We start from the raw sequence: 18,289 nt of genomic DNA, 5'->3' as shown, positions 1-18,289 counted from the left end.
AAAAGCAAATATAACCAAAGCGTAACAAAGCTGTAACATGGTTGTCATATTATAAAACCACAATGCAGTTATCGAAATAAGTACAAAACTTAATAACAAGTGACGTACTCCGAACTTGCATACTATGAGAGAGAACAGAATGCGCTTTACTAACATCGCCATTGCTTTAGCCGTATCTGCAGCAGCTGTAACAACTGCTAACGCAGCTCGTGACACCATCCAAATCGCGGGTTCTTCAACCGTTCTACCATACGCAAGTATTGTAGCAGAAGAATTTGGTAATACTTTCCCACAATTCAAAACTCCAGTTGTTGGTTCAGGCGGTTCTTCAGGTGGTTTGAAGCAGTTCTGTACAGGTGTGGGTGATAACACAATCGACATCGCGAACTCATCTCGTAAAATTAAAGATTCAGAATTAGCTGCTTGTAAAAAAGCAGGCGTAAACCAAGTTTTAGAAATTAAAATTGGTTACGACGGTATCGTATTTGCTTCTAACGCAAACAAAGCGGCTTACAAATTAAAGCCTTACCATGTATATGCAGCAATTGCAGCTCAATTACCATCTAAAGGTAAAATGGTTGCTAACCCATATACACGTTGGAACCAAATTGACAAAACACTTCCAAACGAGCCTATTACACTTGTAATTCCAGCGTCTAACCACGGTACACGTGAAGTGTTCCAAGAGAAAATGGTTGATGCAGGCTGTGAAGCTTATGCTGCAATCAAAGCATTAGACAAAGATGCGCAAAAGAAAGCGTGTACTACTTTCCGTAAGGATGGTCGTGTAATCGAAATCGCGGGTGACTACACAGAAACACTGGCACGTTTGAAAACTTCTCCAAGCGCAGTAGGTGTATTCGGCTTAGGTTTCTATGACCAAAACCGTGACCGTTTACGTGTTGCAACTGTAAACAACGTAGTGCCATCTGAAAACACAATTTTAAATGGTTCTTACCCTGTATCACGTCCATTGTTCTTCTACGTGAAAGGTGAGCACCTTAAATCAATCAAAGGTTTACCGCAATTTACTGAATACTTCTTGAGCAAGAAAGTATCTGGTAAAGGTTCTAAATTAGACAAAGCAGGTTTGATCTCTATGTCTGACAAAGAGCGTGCACAAGTTCTTGCTAACTTCAAAGCTGGTAAAGCGGTTAAGTAATTTGAGTTAAAGCAGCTGATGGCAGGGAACAACCTGCCATCGGCTTTTTGCTAAGAAATGTTTTTTCAAAAACACAAATTGAAAAAACAGTGGAGAATACATGAATCTGCTACTCATAGGTGTGTTATTGGCGATTATCGCCGTAGCCTATCAAATCGGGTTAAGCAAGAGCCGTAACCTAGCAGGTAAGGGAAATAACTCTGCAATGTTACATTCACGCCCAGGATATTATGGCGCGTTGGTAGCATTATGGTGTGGTATTCCTGCTTTTTTAATTTTGATTGTTTGGAACTTGGTTGAACCAAGTATTCTAGAGCAAGTGGTAATTAATAATGTGCCAGCGCACATTGCTGCAAGCCTAGACCCTGCAAGTACAAGTGTTTTGGTTGATCGCGTACAAGCCATTGCATCTGGTTTTGGTGTAAGTGATACACCTGCTGCATACGAAGTTGCAGCGGCAGAGCAATTAGCGAAAATTGAAACCATTGGTTCTTATGCCAAACTTGCGGTGGTGATCTGTGCGGCCTTATTTGGTTTGCTGTGGGCAAAGAAACGTGTTTCACAACAATTCCGCGCACGTAACCAAGTTGAAAAAATCATCAACATTTCTTTGGCATTATGTTCTGGTGTCGCAATTCTGACTACAGTCGGTATTGTGATGTCTATGTTCAGTGAAGCAATGCGATTCTTTAGTTTCGTTAGCCCACTGGATTTCTTCTTTGGTACTGTCTGGAACCCAGGTTTTAGTACATCGGGTAGTGCAGACGGCAGTTATGGTTTATTGCCATTGCTGTGGGGTACCTTAATGGTCAGTGGTATTGCCTTACTTGTTGCAGTACCAATTGGCTTAATGATTGCAATTTATCTAGCAGAATATGCATCTCCTAAATTCCGTGCTTGGGCAAAACCAACCATTGAAGTTTTAGCGGGTATTCCAACGATTGTATACGGTGTATTTGCCATGATGATCATCGGCCCGTTCCTTAAAACTGCGGGTGCAATCATTGGACTAGATATTAATGCCACGAGTGCATTAACCGCTGGTTTAGTGATGGGCATCATGATTATTCCTTTTGTATCTTCATTGTCTGATGACATTATTACGCAAGTGCCGCGTGCGCTGCGTGATGGTTCTTTAGGCTTGGGTGCAACCAAATCTGAAACCATTCGTCGCGTGGTGATGCCAGCTGCATTACCAGGGGTGATTGGTGCATTCTTACTTGCTGCGTCACGTGCAATTGGCGAAACCATGATTGTGGTGTTGGCTGCAGGTAATAGTCCTTTACTACACGCAAACCCATTAGAAGCGGTATCTACGGTTACGATTACGATTGTGAACCAATTAACAGGTGATACAGATTTCGCAAGTCCGCAGGCATTGGTTGCTTTCGCACTTGGTTTGACCCTGTTCGTGATTACCTTAGGTTTGAACATTGTTGCACTATACATCGTGCGTAAATATCGTGAGCAATACGACTAATGAGTACTTCAAATACATCGTCTTTGGATCAGTTAGATCCACAAGCTGCTGCCGAATTACGTGAACAACGTAAAAAAACCATCGCCAGTTCATTGGGTAAGCGTCATCGTAAGGAAAAAACCTTCCGCTTGATGGGTTTCTCGGCAGTTATTGCAGGTTTATTCTTTGTCGTATTGTTATTCGGCAGTATCTTATCTAAAGGTTTGCCTGCGTTCTGGCAAAGCAGCATGAGCCTTCCAATTTACTTCGATCCAGCGATTGTCAATGCAGGTCCAAAACCTAAGGCGATTGCAGGCGAGTCACCAGCACAATACGAAGACCGTATGATTGCGTGGCAAACCGAAATGGGTATGGTCGATTGGGATGCTTTAATCGTGAATGGTATTGTGGCGAAAGACAAAGCGCTTGAAGCTAAGCGTGATGATCTTGGTTACTTATATACCAGTTCTGAAGCATACCGTATTCGTGACATGGTCTTGGCTGATCCTTCTTTAATTGGTCAAACCAAAGAAGTGAAAGTGCTTGCAGATGCCAACGTCGATGTATGGTTAGAAGGCAAGATTGACCGCAGCTTACCAGATGAGCAGCAACAATTAAGCCCTGAAGTACGTCAATTGGCAGATCAGCTCGAATCACAAGGTATTATTGAAAGTACTTTCAATACCAATATTTTTGTTAGCCCAGACTCACGTAGTTCTCCAGCGACTTCTGGTTTGGCAGGTGCATTCATGGGTTCATTATTCATGATGCTGATTGTGATCTTTATTTCGATTCCAATTGGTGTTGCATCGGCAATTTACTTAGAAGAATTTGCGCCAAAAAATGCGATTACTGATATTATTGAAGTGAACATCAATAACTTGGCCGCTGTACCTTCTATTGTATTTGGTTTGTTGGGTGCCGCGATCTTTATTGGTTGGATGCATTTACCATTGTCTGCACCATTGGTCGGTGGTTTGGTACTGAGTTTAATGACTTTACCAACAGTGATTATTACCACGCGTGCATCATTAAAAGCAGTGCCGCCGTCTATTCGTCAAGCTGCTTTAGGTTTGGGTGCTTCTCGTTTACAAACAGTGTTCCACCACGTACTCCCACTTGCATTGCCGGGTATTTTAACGGGTGCAATTATTGGTGTCGCACAAGCTTTAGGTGAAACCGCACCATTGTTATTAATTGGTATGAGTGCTTTCGTTGCCAGTGTACCAGCAACTCCACTTGATCAATCTACTGCGTTACCTGTGCAAATTTTCTTATGGCAGGGTAATGAATTGCGTAACTTCTTCGAGGGACGTACCGCTGCAGCCATTATCGTACTACTTGCGCTAATGATTGGCTTAAACAGCCTTGCAATTTGGTTACGTAAGAAGTTTGAAGTACGCTGGTAATTGAGGGCAGAGAATATGAATGCTGTAGCAAGCACAGAAAAACAGAATTCCTTAGAACAGGATAAGCAAGTGAATCCACAACAAAGCCAATTTACATCTACCGATGTAGAACAGAAGCAATCATCGACTTCGTTTGTTTCACAATTTGATACGCAAACTTCAAGCAAAAAAGAAGCGAAATCATCAAATGTAAAGTTAAGTACCAATGACGTGCATGTGTACTATGGTGAATCTGAAGCGATTAAAGGTATTGATTTAAATATCTATGAAAATGAAGTTATTGCTTTCATTGGTCCATCAGGTTGTGGTAAATCTACGTTCTTGCGTACTTTAAACCGTATGAACGACACGATTGATAGCTGTCGTGTAACGGGTAAAGTAATGTTGGATAACCAAGACATTTATGACCCGAACCTTGACGTGGTGTTATTGCGTGCGCAAGTGGGCATGGTGTTCCAGAAGCCAAACCCATTCCCGAAATCAATTTTTGAAAACGTGGCTTATGGTCCTAAATTGCATGGTTTAGCACGTGATAAGTACGATTTAGAAGAAATTGTAGAAAACAGCTTGCGTAAGGCAGGTTTGTGGGATGAAGTGAAAGATCGTTTGAATCAACCAGGTACAGGTCTTTCTGGTGGTCAGCAACAACGTCTTTGTATCGCGCGTACCATTGCGGTAAGTCCAGAAGTAATTTTGATGGATGAACCATGTTCGGCGCTTGACCCAATCGCAACGGCAAAAGTAGAAGAATTAATTTCTGAACTTTCTACCCAATATACGATTGCGATTGTAACGCACTCAATGCAACAGGCAGCGCGTGTATCTGACCGTACCGCATACTTCCATTTAGGTGATTTGATTGAAGTGAATGCAACTGAAAAAGTATTTACTCAGCCAGACCATCAATTAACAGAAGCATATATTACAGGTCGTTTTGGTTAATCTGCTTAAGTCCTGAAAGCTATTAAAACAGAATCTTAGGATTCTGTTTTTTTGTTATAGTATTGATTGTTTTGTACGCGCAGCGAAAATAAAAAATGCAGTTTCCTTCACAAGAAGAACGACAACAGGCAAAACCAGCACGCCAAGCCACGAAAAAAATAATCGATGCCTTGTTTGGATTTCAACATAGTGCAGAGACGATAGCAGCACTTTTGGTTTTGCTGAGTATTTTATTGGCAACGTTTTTTAACCATGATGGGTGGTTTCCAACTTCTCAAAGCCCCAATATGAGCAATTATCATCGTTGGTTGTATGATCAATTTGTGATAGTTTCAGGTGTGATAGTGCTTGTTGTTTATTTTAGGGTACAGCAGCAAGCAAGTGATCCCCATTTTCGGCAGGCTTGGCGAGACTATATTGATGCCAATGCTAAATTTAAGTTTTATCGCTATGTAAAAGCACAACAAAAAAATAAGTTACCGTTCTTGCACAGTGCAGTAGGTGAATTTCTTTGCGTAATGTGTTTCTGCGTAGGTTTAGTGTGTTTCTATTCAATGCTTACACCTTCAGATCATGAGCGTAGAGGTAGTTTTCTACTGTTTGGTTGGTGGCCGATCAACGCACTTATTATTGGGATTTGCTATCAGGGGCAAATTTGGTTTGCTGTACGTTTAATGGCTGTTCGGCAGATTTCTAAACGATATTTACGATTGATTCAAAAAGAAGCTGCTTTAAGATAGAAAAAGTATTGAAAAAGTCGAAATTGACCTAATGTAGTCCTAATAAACCGAATTAAATTGAGAACTCATTTTTATGTTATTTCATTTACCTAAACTACCTGCCGAAATTCGGATTAGTCATTTGAATGCGCGAATTAATGAACAACGAAAAAAAATTGCGCAAACCACGGCATCTAAACTCGAGCTATTACAACTTTCACAACAAATGGCACGTGAAGCGCGCGCCCGTAAAAAGAACAATCAAAAAATTTATGTGTTGGATTTTAAAGGTGATACTGCTGCGTCTGCTGTAGAGCAATTGCGTGAAGAAATCACCCTAATTTTGGCAACGGCCAAAGCTGGACGTGACCGTGTTGTGGTACGTTTGGAAAGTCCAGGCGGTATGGTGCATGGTTATGGGCTTGCAGCTGCACAATTGGTACGTTTGCGTGATGCAGGTTTCCATCTCACGATTTGCGTCGATAAAGTCGCAGCAAGTGGTGGCTATATGATGGCATGTATTGGTTCAGAAATTGTGTCAGCGCCATTTGCGATTTTGGGTTCTATTGGCGTAGTGGCACAAGTGCCTAACTTTAATCGCTTGCTCAAAGAAAAAAATATAGATTTTGAGATGTACACAGCAGGTCAATACAAACGCACTGTGACCATGTTTGGTGAAAATACCGAAGAAGGCAAGGCTAAGTTTGAAGAAGAATTGCAACAAACTCATGTACTATTTAAACACTTTGTCGAAAAATACCGTCCACAACTGAATGTTGAAAAAGTGGCAACAGGTGAGCATTGGTATGGTCAGGATGCACTGGATTTAAACTTGGTAGATAAGTTACAAACCTCAGATGAATACTTACTAAGTTTGTTGCCACAGCATGATATTTATGTGATTCAAACCCGTAAAAAGCCAACTTTGGGTGAAAAACTGGGTTTGCAAGCTGCACAAATGGCAGACAGTTTGATTCCTGCAGTGATGAATAAACTGGTTGATAGCCTAAGCAAAGCCAACAGCAGTTTGTTGCAAATCCGTGATCCTAAACTGTAATAGTGATGATCTAACTTCTAAAATTTATCTAAAAATTGCGCTCAATTGAGCGCAATTTTTTTATTCACTTTTATTCAAAAATATAGGGTCTTTGATTTAAGCATCTTAATTTTCAATTCAGCTTGATGTTATATCTTTGTGATAAGAACAAAACCACCTTGATAGATTGAATATGCAAACAAATAGTGTGCCCGCGAAGCAATCAACATCTACAGATTTAATGATTCGCTTTTTGCATGTGGTGATGCTGCTAAGTTTTACAGGGGCTTACTTAACAGGTGATGCGGAAGAATGGCATCAGTTACATATGGCTTTTGGCTATACGTTGGGGATTAGTTTAGCTTTACGAATCGTATGGCAGGTGTTGAGTATGTTGAACAGCACACAGCCGACAGGAATTTCTAAACGTTTAGGCATGATTCAACAATTTGTAAAACGCGATTGGAAACAGCCACAGCAGTTTTTTTCATTACCGTTTTTAAAGTCAGGCAGTTCCAGTGCGTTTCAATTCAGTATTTTGTTGATTTGGTTGGCATTGCCTTTAACTGTGTTGGTTGGATTTTTCACCGATTATACCCAAAGTCATACTTTAAAAGAGCTACATGAATTTGCAGCAAATTTATTCTTAGCTGCGGTATTGGTGCATTTAGCGAGCTTAACTTTAAGCAGCGTATTGTTTAAAAAATGGCTTGCCAAAACCATGTTTTGGGGGTCGGGTAAACCTGCAGTATTAACGGTGTTGATCTGGATGATTTCAGTCGCAAGTTTAGCTGGCTTCTGGTGGTGGTATTGGCAATAAATTTGGATTTAGTACGAAAGAGGCATCCTGTTAGGGTTTCTTGATCAAGTAGAAGCATCCCATCAGCATTGCTCCTATCGTTGCTAAAAGCATATCCATGTGTGCATCCCAAATATCACCTTGCTGACCATTATAATTTTCAGCATCTTCTGGCGATAAGCCAAGCGCAATGAGCCATTCCACCCATTCATAAATTAAACTGCTTGCCATGATAAATTGAATGACCAAAAGATATAAAACGATAGGTTTGTTTTTTGGAAACCAGACTTCAAACAAGCGCAATAAAACAGGATAGAGCAAAATACCATAAGCCAAATGCACAAAACGGTCATACATATTGCGTGACCAACCCATGCTCTGATCTAAATTGAAGCCAAAGCTGTGCAAAATCCAATCATTATAGGGCACATAAGAATACAGATAATGTGCTCCGACAATATGAATCAGTAAAAATATTAAATACAGCACAAAGCTAGAAAAACTCAGTCCTACTTTTTTAAACGCAATCAATAAAGCCGCGAGCATAAAAACTGTGCCTGCCTGATGCAGTAGATACGATTCAAATTCCAGTGGTTGAATACTGGCAGCAAGCATGGCGAGTATGACTAAGCCTAAAGCACAGTAATGTTGAATGCGGAATTGATTTTGCATGTGATGTTTAAGTTGGAAGATTTGTTTTATTCTAATAAAAATGCGAAGCCGAAGCTTCGCATTTTTGTATTGTGATGAATGCTTTTACAAATTAGATTTTAGCAATTAAATCTTGAATTTGTTTTGCTTGTTCAGCTGCATTACCTGTGTAAGTTGCAGGCGTCATTGTCGCTAAACGTGCGCGATCTGCTGCAGGAACGCCTTCCAACTCATTACCATTCACGAAATCTAGCATCATGTCACGTGTCATAGCTTGACCACGTGTAAGAGCTTTTAATTTTTCGTATGGTTTTTCGATGTTGTAACGACGCATCACAGTTTGAATTGGCTCAGCCAATACTTCTTGAGCATTGTCTAAATCTTCAAGAATACGTTGTGCGTTCAATTCAAGTTTGCCAATACCTTTAGAGCAAGCTTCAAATGCGATCAAGCTTTGTGCAAAACCAACACCCATATTACGCAATACAGTCGAGTCAGTTAAGTCACGTTGCCAGCGAGAGATTGGTAATTTTTCGCCTAAGTGAGCCAAGACTGCATTGGCGATACCCAAGTTACCTTCAGAGTTTTCAAAGTCAATTGGGTTTACTTTGTGCGGCATGGTTGAAGAACCAACTTCACCTTCTTTCAGTTTTTGCTTGAAGAAACCAAGTGAGATGTAGCCCCAAACGTCACGGTTGAAGTCGATTAGAATGGTGTTGAAACGACGTAGCGCATCAAACAATTCTGCCATATAGTCGTGTGGCTCAATTTGAGTCGTGTATGGGTTAAAGCTTAAACCTAAAGATTCTACAAATGCTTGAGAATGTGCAGGCCAGTTGATTTCTGGGTATGCAGAAAGGTGAGCGTTGTAGTTACCTACTGCACCATTGATTTTGCCCAAAAGCTCAACTTGCTTGAACTGTTTGATTTGACGTGCAAGACGATATGCCACGTTTGCCATTTCTTTACCCAAAGTTGTTGGGCTTGCAGTTTGACCGTGAGTACGTGACAACATTGGTTGATCTGCGTGTTTTTCTGCCAATGCAACAATCGAATCAATGATTTGCTGCATCGCTGCAACCAATACTTCACGACCATTTTTAAGCATTAAAGCATGTGACAAGTTGTTGATGTCTTCTGAAGTACAAGCAAAGTGAATGAACTCACCTGCATTTTTTAACTCATCAATGTTGGCAATTTTTTCTTTTAAGAAATATTCAACTGCTTTTACGTCATGGTTGGTGGTGCGTTCAATTTCTTTAATGCGGTTAGCATCATCTTCAGAGAAATCTGCAACAATTGCATCTAATGCAGCATTGGTTGCAGCACTGAAAGCTGGCACTTCGGTAATTTCAGGACGATTGGCAAGCGCTTGTAACCAACGCACTTCAACAGTCACACGAGCATGGATTAAACCAAACTCAGAGAGGAAAGGGCGGAGTGCATCACATTTGCTTGCATAGCGCCCGTCTAATGGAGAAAGTGCGGTTAAAGCGTTCATATCGATTCCTTAAACTTTGGAATTAAACCTAAAACAAAAGCGTGTTCAGCATGGTTTAAACCACCTGATACTGTAAACGCGCCAGATCTTGAATATCACGTAATAATTTACGTTTGCTAAATACCATGCCCCATGAACTGCCACCAAGTTGACGCCAAAGGTGTGCCATTTGTAAGCCTGTAAAAAGCGAAGCTCGAATTCGGTTGGTATGTGCAGAATCCTTAAATGCTTCTGCATTGCCACGTACCATAATGCGCGGGTTAATTTGTCCCGCAGTATCGACATAAGTTTGGGCTAAATTGGCAATAATACTGGGATGCAAATAGTTATGATCAAAAAATGAAAGTTGTTTTAAGATTTTTTGCTGCGATTGTTCAATAATTTCGACGTATTTAGGATTGCTATACACTTTCTTTTCTAATTGTAAGAGTGCCATCGCATACGACATGGGTAGTTTGGTATTGGATAATTTAGGTAAACGCGATTTAGGGGCAGTATTAAAAGGTTGGTTGATGCTGCTTTCTAGTGTTTTTAAACCTAAAGATATATCGGCCAAATGATTAAAAAAATCTAAAGTTTGCGAACTGTGGTTGCTACTTGGACGGATATTTAAACTGGCTTTAATCAATTGCTCAAAATAAAAGTTACCGCTTTCACCAATACTTTGTCGACCTGTGAGTGCAGTCATGTGCGTGAGCTGGGTGGCTTGAAACACACCCGCTAACGCCAAGGCACGATTTTGGCGAACATTCAGAGTTGGTGACTGTTGAAACGGTAACTCTGTCATCCGAAACAATCCTTAAATAAAATCGGGTTTAGGTGCATTGGTATGGTGAATCACACCACCACCTAAACACACTTCGCCTGAATAGAATACGACACTTTGACCAGGAGTGACTGCACGTTGTGGCTCATCAAATTCCACACGTACACCGCCAGGCATGCTGTCATCATTGAAAATTACACAGTCCTGATCATCTTGGCGATAGCGAGTGCGACAAGTACAACGGAAGCCTGACGCTGGAATTTCTTGTTCACCTGCCACCCAATCAATTGCTTCGCTCCATAAAATAGTGCTTTGCATGAGTGGATGTTCATGACCTTGACCAATCACTAAACGATTGTTTTCAATATCTTTATGCAGGACAAACCATGCACCTTCAGCAACACCTTTTAAGCCGCCAATACCAATCCCGCCACGCTGACCGAGCGTATAGTACATTAAGCCGTGATGTTCACCAACCTCTTTGCCATCGTCTAAAACAATTTTTCCAGCTTGAGCAGGCAAATATTGTTTTAAGAAATCATTAAAGCGACGTTCACCAATAAAGCAAATCCCTGTCGAGTCTTTTTTCTTGGCAGTGACTAAATCTAGTTCTTCGGCAATTTTTCGGACTTGCGGCTTTTCAATTTCGCCCACAGGGAACAAGGTTTTATTGATTTCACGACCATGCACTGCATGTAAGAAATAGGTTTGATCTTTATTTTTATCTAAACCACGTAACAGTGGAGCGTATGCTTCACCTTTGGAGTTGTACTGCGTTCCACCACGACGAGCGTAGTGACCTGTGGCGATAAAATCTGCACCTAAATTCATGGCGTGATCTAAAAAGGCACGGAACTTAATTTCTTTATTGCATAAAATATCTGGGTTTGGCGTGCGTCCTGCGGCATATTCGGCAAGAAAATGCTCAAAAACCCGATCCCAATATTCCATCGCAAAGTTGGCTGTATGCAACTTAATGCCTAGCTTGTCGCACACCGCTTGCGCATCGGCAAGATCTTCCATCGCGGTGCAATATTCAGTGCCGTCATCTTCTTCCCAGTTTTTCATGAAAAGCCCTTCAACTTGATAACCTTGTTGAAGTAGAAGTGCAGCAGAAACAGATGAATCTACACCACCTGACATACCGACGATGACACGTTGTTGCATAGGATTAGGCATCCAAACTAGAAATAAGGGGAGAATTTTGGTGCTCGTAAATGAGCGATAAAGGATAAGATTGACCACTGAGCGCATCTTGAACCGCTTTCAGTACCAACGGACTTCGGGCACGTGCCGATTCAGCCAGTTCATCTGCAGACATCCACACAGTACCGATAATATCGGAATCGAGCTGGGCTTGCGCATCATGTTGCAGCGATTCGGCTAGAAAGCAGAAGCGATAATAGGTGCGGTCAGGAAACATAGGCGGAGTATAGCTATAAATACCGAGTAAGGCATTAATTTTCACCCGATGCCCAGTTTCTTCCATGGTTTCACGTATTGCTGCTTCAATTAAGCTTTCGCCAGCTTCAACATGCCCTGCAGGCTGATTAAACACGCTATGCGTCACACCTTCTGTATGTTCTTCAACAAACAGGAATTTTCCGTTTTTTTCGATAACGGTGGCGACAGTAACGTGAGCAGTCCAAGCGGTCATTGAAAAGCACCATGGGGTAAAACGCATATTCTACAAAATTTAGGGGGATGTGGCTATGTTGAAAGGGGATTTCTTTAAGATGTTATCGCACCTGCATGCTCGGAGATAAATCAACAAAAATATAATCAACGTTTCGCCAAGAATAGCTTGAACGTTATAGATTTACTCTGATTTTCTACAGTCATTTTCAATCAATGTCTCACCATAAGTGCTATTTAGTTGTTGTTGCCAATGTTTAATATAGGTATTAATCCAGAGGTAGCTTTCATGTTTTTCAATTTGCGTTGGTAAATATGGCTTATATTTCTGCAGAAAAATCCCCATCCAGCAGATTTGATTGATTTGGGCAATATTTAGATCAGCATCAAAATGATAAGCATTGCCAATAGTTTGCTCATAGCCTCGTATTACAGCAACTTTTTCAAGTGTTGAAAGTAGTAATTGCTGCGTTAAGGGAGAGGGTTCGGATGTGGAGGCGATTTGGTACACTTTGGCATCAGATAACAATGTACCCACTATTCCACGATTAGCATTTTTCAGTGCTTCACTATTTTTGTCTGTTTGAGAGGCGAGTGAGCAGCTAGTTAAAAATAAGCAACATAATATACTAAGGGGTATTATGAATTTTTTTGTATAGAACATTGTCTGGATCACCTAAATATATACCTTGAGATTTTAATATTTGAATCATGTGTGGATTAAAATCCTGTTTAAAAACATCAATAAACATATTTCTATTAATTGTGATCGGCCCTCTGTTATTTTGGATTAAAAACATATCTCTAGTTGCATCAATCACATTAATTTTATCAATCTGATTTTGCAGGTTTTTAGCTTTCATTAAAGCTGACTGCAATTGATCGTGGGTTTTTAAATGAGGAATATCTTTTACTTCATCAATGGTAAAAGTCATAAGAAAACGTGCCTTAAATACAGCCTTTTGAAATTCAGCTACAATTTTAGGAGCCTCTCGCATCACATTTTTCATTAGATACTTGTGAAACTTTATATACATTTGAGTGTGAAATGCTGGATCCGATAAATATCCTTCGGGAAAATTATTGGTATCCCATTCCATTCCAAATCTGATAGCTGTGAGTAATTCTATTTTATTTGTGATGCTCGACCATTGATCTAAATTCATCATAAAGTTGTAAGGTCGAGTAACGTAATAATTGCGTACTTTAATAATGTTATTACATAATGGTTCTGAAAACTCACAGACGTTCTTTTCTTCTGGAAATGCTACCCAAGCATTAGATTTTCCAGAAATGGTACGACTATAAGCGGATGCTAACTTCGTGGTTTCCATATCATCATACCCATTCATTCATTGGTTGTGAAAAGTCAAAAATATGTAGACTGACCTGTTCGGATTTAATTCCTGTACGCAGAGTTTCAGTAAAACCATCATGATCAGTAAAGCCGCTATACTCTTGTCCATCATTTGTTGTTAATAGATAGAAGCATCCACTTATGGGTAGGTTGAATTTTTTATTGATAAGCTGGAACTGTAGTCCATGTTCTTCTAGGCGAATGCGGTTTCCTAGGAAACTTTGAGTAAGTGAGTATTGCTTGTTTTTTTGTTGCTGAGAGAAAGAAACAGTTTTTGGATGCGTTCCAACGACATGAGCTTGTTTGGGTATTAAAGTTGCTCCACAGGTAAAGTGATCCCCTACATAAGCTACTGCTTTACCATCAAGAATGACGTGATCCTGACTTTTGATTAGAGTTGACCACATTTTACATTTTGGACAGCTAAAGCCATCACCAGCTCTTAAGAAGGCAATCCCCATTTGGGTGATGCTATACTGCGTTGCAATAACTATTCCACCGTGTGAAGTCGTGGAGCCTTGAATGCCAAAAGGACGAGTCATAATTTAAATTCTTATTGGTATTGTGGTCTGGTGAATAAAAATATACTTACTAAAAAATAGATTGAAAATATGAGAGATAAATTTGTAGTGTTTTAAAAAAACTTGTTCATATTTTTCTATTTATAAGTATGTCTTTTATTAAAATTAATATAATACTGATTATTATACTTTTAAGTGTATCAGAAGCATGATGAATTTGGAATCATCATGCTTAAAATTGACTTCTGGGTATCCCATGTAAATTAAGGCATTTTATTGATAATTCCCCGCCACTTTTACATAGTGTCGTGCAGAATAAGGTAAAAACTCTTTTTCCTTGTCGGTTAAAGGACGAACTTTTTGCACAGGGCTACCCACGTACAAATAACCACTTTCCAAACGCTTACGCGGAGGTACTAAAGACCCTGCGCCAATCATCACATCATCTTCAATAATGACATCATCCAAAACAATTGTGTTGATGCCCAATAACACCCGATTGCCAATGGTGCAGCCGTGTAAGGTCACACCATGTCCAACTGTGACATCTTCGCCAATAATCAGCGGTGAACCTTCAGGTTTGTCGGCTTTTTTATGGCTAACATGCAGCATGGCATGATCTTGCACATTGGAATTTTGACCAATCCGAATATGGTTAACATCACCACGAATCACGGCAAATGGCCAAACCGATACATTTGCGGCCAAATGCACATCACCAATCACCACCGACAATTCATCTACATAACAGCTTGCGTCAATTTTTGGGGTTTGCTCTAAATAAGCACGCACATTTTTTTTCATGATGGACAAATCTTTAGCTTATAAATTTAGGATTGAGGACAGTATAAAATAAAAAAGCACACATGCGGGCATGTGTGCTTTGCGCTTTAGTCTAAGCTTATGAATCTTAGAATAAGTTGCTAAAGAATTGTTTGATATGGTCTAGCATACGTGCAAAGAAACCCGCTTCTTCCACTTCCTGCAACGCCACCAATGGTTTTTCAGCAATCACTTTACCATCTAAGGTTGCGACATATTTACCAATCACTTGACCTTTTTTCAAAGGAGCAGTCAATTTAGGTTGAACCACCAATTGAGTTTTAATTTGGTTGGCTTTGCCTTTTGGCATGGTCACGTTAAAGTTTTCTGGCAAACCAATTTGTGCTTCTTTGCTTTTACCGTACCATACTTTTGCTTTAGCTAAGACTTGGTTGGCAGGCTGTACACGTACAGTTTCGTAGTTTGCATAACCCCAAGCTAACAATTCACGAGTTTGAGTTGCACGAGCTTGCATGGTTGGCGCACCAAAAATCACCGAAATTAAACGCATTGGGCCACGTTTAGATGAAGTGGTTAAGCAGTAACCCGCTTCGTTGGTATGACCTGTTTTTAAACCATCCACGCTTGGGTCGGTATATAACAGGGCATTACGGTTGCCTTGTTTAATTCCATTAAAAGAAAACTCTTTTTCAGAATAAATTGGGTAGTATTTTGAGCTGTCATGGATGATGTGCTGCGCTAAAGTCGCCATATCTTTTGCGGTAGAAAAGTGACCTTCAGCAGGCATACCCGTAGAGTTCATAAACTGGGTATTGCTCATGCCAATACGTTTGGCTTCTTCATTCATCATGTGAACGAATGTGCCTTCATTACCTGCAATGTGCTCTGCCATGGCTTTAGATGCATCGTTGCCCGATTGCACGATAATTCCGCGTAGCATTTCAAGTACGGTTGCTGTGCCATTTAAAGGAACATACATACATGATTCTGTGCTGCTGCCACGACACCATGCAGACTCATTCATGCGGACTTGTTCATCTTCCGTGAGTTCGCCTTTTAATAACTTTTGTTCAATGATGAAACTAGTCATCATTTTGGTCATTGAGGCAGGGGCGAGTTTTTCGTTTTCATTTTTTGAAGCTAAAATTTGTCCCGTCTCATAATCCATCAAAACGTATGATTTGTTATTGAGTTCTGGTGGTGTAGCTAAGACAGTTGCTGCATAAGAAAAGCTTGGTAATAGTAATAATGCAGCAAGGGCGCTTTTTGGGGTCATTCTAAGAGGTTCCAATACTTGAGGTATGCACAAAAGAGCTAGCATTTTAGGGCAAAGCTCAGCCGACTTCTATGGGAGAAATCGGCTTATTGATAAAAGTATTGTAACCAAATTGTATTATCTGCTATATGCTGTCAATTCTTGGCAAATTGCTTGGTTTTTGGCTGTTCCAGCAGCTTTGGCATCGGCACGGGCTTCTTTTAAAATTGGCTGGAAGCTTTTTTGTTTGCTGAGTTTACTTAAGGCAGTAACAGCGTCTTTTTCTTTAGGCATATATTCTTGGGCAAGTTTTGTATAACCCTGATGAAATTGATCTTGTTCTTTGACTAGTGAAGGGCAAACTTCAGATAACACATAAATAGCGGCTAATTCTTGCTGAGTCACTTGTTGTAATGGCGTCACTTCAATATTTTCTTCTTGCGCAATTGCGGCTTGACTTAAACCCAAACTGAGCGCAACTGCGCCAAAAAAATGAACTGCACGTGAATTTTTTAAGCCAGAAAATTGCATATCAAGTACCTTAAATATTGTTTGAACTGAATCTACCGATTCATTTAAGTGCTTATAAGATGAATCATTTATTTGCGAATTGAAAGAGTGAAAATGTATTAAAGCTGTGTGATCTGAGCGCAAATCATGTATAAAAAGTGAAGATTAAAGTCTGAAATTTGAAAATCAGTGGCTTGATATAAAGCGTAAAATAATAGTGGAAAAATACCAGATATAAAAACTAAGCATAAAATTTAAGGCAAACTTTGAAAGTTTGCCTTAAAGGGTGAGTATGCAAAATTATTTACAGGCTCAAAATAGTATTTAAATCATGTGATTTAAAGTGCTAATTCTAAAGCTTCCTGACACACTACTTTTTGCTCTTCTTTGGCTGTATCTTTTGCTGCTTCACGCGCTTCAGCTAAAACGGATTGATATTCTGCGTCGGCTTGTAGTTTGGCAAGCGTCATGTTCGATTCTGAATAATCTTGTAGATAAGTTTGAATCAGTGCTTGAATATTGGCATCTAATTTTGCATTTTTTCCAATCAGTGCAGGGCACATTTCAGTCATGACTTGTGCCGCTGCAACATCTTCTTTCACAATCGTATTGGCTTCTGCTGCAGTCAAATCTTCTGCAATTACAGACTGCGTTAATACAGCAGCAAAACCTAGACCCAATAAACGACGAAATGACAAAGCTAAAATCATGAGAATCACATATATTTTTGGATGGATGTTAAGCGCTAAATATATATAATCTTTTGTATATTTCAATGAAATGTGCTGATCAGTCATTTTGTTGTCGTGTGCTTATTAAATGTGCTTAGGCATGAATCAGGCACAAACAAGTTTAAGATTGAACCGACGTTGCTATATTTTAGTATATAACCTTTATATTTGTTTTATCTGAGATTTTTCTGTGAATATTTTGATAGCCAATGATGATGGCGTGTTTGCACCTGGTATCCAAGCTTTGGCGAAAGCCTTAAAACCTTTGGGTCGCGTGGTGATTGTTGCACCCGAAAGTGAACGCAGTGGTTTTTCGAGTGCGCTGACTTTAGACCGACCATTACGTCCTGTGCAAATTGCTGAAGATGTCTGGGCAGTGAATGGTACACCTGCAGACTGTGTCTATTTGTCGATGAATGGATTGTTCGATTTCGAATTTGATTTGGTGGTCAGCGGCATTAACAGCGGTGCAAATCTAGGGGATGATGTACTGTACTCAGGCACAGTCGGTGCGGCATTTGAAGGACGTTTGATGAAACAGCCTGCGATTGCGGTATCACTTGCAGGGCATAATGTACGTGCTTATCAGCATCCGCAAGATTATATGCAGGCAGCGCAGTGGGTACATGACTTTATTGCTCAAGGTTTACCAAGTTTACCTGCACGACATATTTTTAATGTGAATATTCCAGATGTGCCAGTGTTGCAGGGCACAAAAATTACCTATCAAGGACAGCGTACCCAATCTAAGCCAATTACTAGTCAGGTCGATCCACGAGGGCGTCAAGTGTATTGGATTGGTTTATCGGGCGAGGCAGTGGCTGCACCGAAAAAAGGCTTAACAGAAATTGAGTCCGATTTTTTTGCGGTAGCGAATGGCTATGTCAGCGTGACGCCAATTCAGATGGACGCCACTAATTATGACGTTTTGCAATCATTGCACAGTCAATTTCCCCCAATTGGCTAACTAATGTTATAACTTTGTGAAAAAGTAGCTTGTAAGCCTCATTTCAAGGACTTTTTTGCTACTCTAAGCGCAATAGAAAGTATTTA

At 40.2% G+C, this 18,289-nt stretch carries 20 protein-coding genes; 8 read left to right on the top strand and 12 right to left on the bottom strand.

Features of this window, described 5'->3' with window-relative positions:
* The first annotated feature begins 139 nt into the window (after positions 1-139).
* The 7 genes from F947_RS02260 (at position 140) to F947_RS02230 (ending at position 7,547) form a co-directional block, all read left to right on the top strand.
* Complete coding sequence (locus F947_RS02260; protein WP_004971676.1) at positions 140-1,162, top strand: substrate-binding domain-containing protein; 1,023 nt, start codon at positions 140-142, stop codon at positions 1,160-1,162.
* A 100-nt stretch (positions 1,163-1,262) separates the two neighbouring features.
* Positions 1,263-2,642, top strand: a complete 1,380-nt coding sequence (gene pstC, locus F947_RS02255) for a phosphate ABC transporter permease subunit PstC (protein WP_004971674.1) — start codon at positions 1,263-1,265, stop codon at positions 2,640-2,642.
* Entirely contained in the window at positions 2,642-4,030 is a 1,389-nt protein-coding gene (gene pstA, locus F947_RS02250) for a phosphate ABC transporter permease PstA (RefSeq protein ID WP_004971672.1), read from the top strand. The genes pstC and pstA overlap by 1 nt, the downstream gene beginning before the upstream one ends.
* A gap of 15 nt (positions 4,031-4,045) precedes the next feature.
* The gene (gene pstB / locus F947_RS02245; RefSeq protein ID WP_004971671.1) at positions 4,046-4,972 is read left to right on the top strand and encodes a phosphate ABC transporter ATP-binding protein PstB; all 927 of its coding nucleotides are present in this window, start codon (positions 4,046-4,048) and stop codon (positions 4,970-4,972) included.
* 95 nt (positions 4,973-5,067) lie between these two features.
* On the top strand, positions 5,068-5,712 hold the full coding sequence (locus F947_RS02240; RefSeq protein ID WP_004971669.1) for a hypothetical protein: 645 nt from the start codon (positions 5,068-5,070) through the stop codon (positions 5,710-5,712).
* A gap of 73 nt (positions 5,713-5,785) precedes the next feature.
* A complete protein-coding gene (sohB, locus tag F947_RS02235) occupies positions 5,786-6,748 on the top strand; it encodes a protease SohB (RefSeq protein ID WP_004971667.1) in 963 nt (320 codons plus the stop codon).
* 172 nt (positions 6,749-6,920) lie between these two features.
* Entirely contained in the window at positions 6,921-7,547 is a 627-nt protein-coding gene (locus F947_RS02230) for a cytochrome b/b6 domain-containing protein (RefSeq protein ID WP_004971665.1), read from the top strand.
* 30 nt (positions 7,548-7,577) lie between these two features.
* On the opposite strand, the gene F947_RS02225 is transcribed toward F947_RS02230, so the two are convergent.
* From F947_RS02225 to F947_RS02170, 12 genes are all read right to left on the bottom strand, one after another.
* Positions 7,578-8,198: a DUF2238 domain-containing protein gene (locus F947_RS02225; RefSeq protein WP_004971662.1), complete on the bottom strand. Its 621-nt coding sequence runs from the start codon at positions 8,196-8,198 to the stop codon at positions 7,578-7,580.
* 91 nt (positions 8,199-8,289) lie between these two features.
* Positions 8,290-9,678 carry an adenylosuccinate lyase gene (gene purB / locus F947_RS02220; protein ID WP_004971661.1) on the bottom strand — a complete coding sequence of 463 codons (1,389 nt, stop codon included), beginning with the start codon at positions 9,676-9,678 and terminating at the stop codon, positions 8,290-8,292.
* Positions 9,679-9,733: 55 nt separating this feature from the next.
* Positions 9,734-10,465, bottom strand: a complete 732-nt coding sequence (gene hflD, locus F947_RS02215; protein WP_004971659.1) for a high frequency lysogenization protein HflD — start codon at positions 10,463-10,465, stop codon at positions 9,734-9,736.
* A gap of 12 nt (positions 10,466-10,477) precedes the next feature.
* Positions 10,478-11,611: a tRNA 2-thiouridine(34) synthase MnmA gene (gene mnmA / locus F947_RS02210; protein ID WP_004971657.1), complete on the bottom strand. Its 1,134-nt coding sequence runs from the start codon at positions 11,609-11,611 to the stop codon at positions 10,478-10,480.
* A 4-nt stretch (positions 11,612-11,615) separates the two neighbouring features.
* Positions 11,616-12,101, bottom strand: a complete 486-nt coding sequence (locus F947_RS02205) for an NUDIX hydrolase (protein ID WP_004971655.1) — start codon at positions 12,099-12,101, stop codon at positions 11,616-11,618.
* A 162-nt stretch (positions 12,102-12,263) separates the two neighbouring features.
* Positions 12,264-12,743 (bottom strand): hypothetical protein, encoded by a 480-nt coding sequence (locus tag F947_RS02200; RefSeq protein ID WP_004971654.1) that lies wholly within the window; start codon positions 12,741-12,743, stop codon positions 12,264-12,266.
* On the bottom strand, positions 12,709-13,413 hold the full coding sequence (locus F947_RS02195; protein ID WP_026438309.1) for a hypothetical protein: 705 nt from the start codon (positions 13,411-13,413) through the stop codon (positions 12,709-12,711). Before F947_RS02195 ends, F947_RS02200 begins: the two co-directional genes overlap by 35 nt.
* Before the next feature lie 4 nt (positions 13,414-13,417).
* Positions 13,418-13,978 (bottom strand): PAAR domain-containing protein, encoded by a 561-nt coding sequence (locus F947_RS02190; RefSeq protein ID WP_004971651.1) that lies wholly within the window; start codon positions 13,976-13,978, stop codon positions 13,418-13,420.
* Positions 13,979-14,230: 252 nt separating this feature from the next.
* Positions 14,231-14,761: a gamma carbonic anhydrase family protein gene (locus F947_RS02185; protein WP_004971648.1), complete on the bottom strand. Its 531-nt coding sequence runs from the start codon at positions 14,759-14,761 to the stop codon at positions 14,231-14,233.
* Between the two features lie 106 nt (positions 14,762-14,867).
* Positions 14,868-16,016 carry a D-alanyl-D-alanine carboxypeptidase PBP5/6 gene (gene dacC, locus F947_RS02180; RefSeq protein ID WP_004971646.1) on the bottom strand — a complete coding sequence of 383 codons (1,149 nt, stop codon included), beginning with the start codon at positions 16,014-16,016 and terminating at the stop codon, positions 14,868-14,870.
* Positions 16,017-16,133: 117 nt separating this feature from the next.
* Positions 16,134-16,526 carry an MCR_0457 family protein gene (locus F947_RS02175; protein WP_004971644.1) on the bottom strand — a complete coding sequence of 131 codons (393 nt, stop codon included), beginning with the start codon at positions 16,524-16,526 and terminating at the stop codon, positions 16,134-16,136.
* 317 nt (positions 16,527-16,843) lie between these two features.
* Entirely contained in the window at positions 16,844-17,215 is a 372-nt protein-coding gene (locus F947_RS02170) for an MCR_0457 family protein (protein ID WP_026438310.1), read from the bottom strand.
* A gap of 211 nt (positions 17,216-17,426) precedes the next feature.
* Between F947_RS02170 and surE the strand changes: the two genes are divergently transcribed.
* Entirely contained in the window at positions 17,427-18,203 is a 777-nt protein-coding gene (gene surE, locus F947_RS02165; RefSeq protein WP_004971640.1) for a 5'/3'-nucleotidase SurE, read from the top strand.
* The last annotated feature ends 86 nt before the right edge of the window (positions 18,204-18,289 follow it).

The organism is Acinetobacter towneri DSM 14962 = CIP 107472, assembly GCF_000368785.1.
Classification (GTDB): Bacteria; Pseudomonadota; Gammaproteobacteria; order Pseudomonadales; family Moraxellaceae; genus Acinetobacter; species Acinetobacter towneri.
Note: the sequence above shows the minus strand (reverse complement) of the source record. Positions and strands in the feature narration are given on the sequence as shown.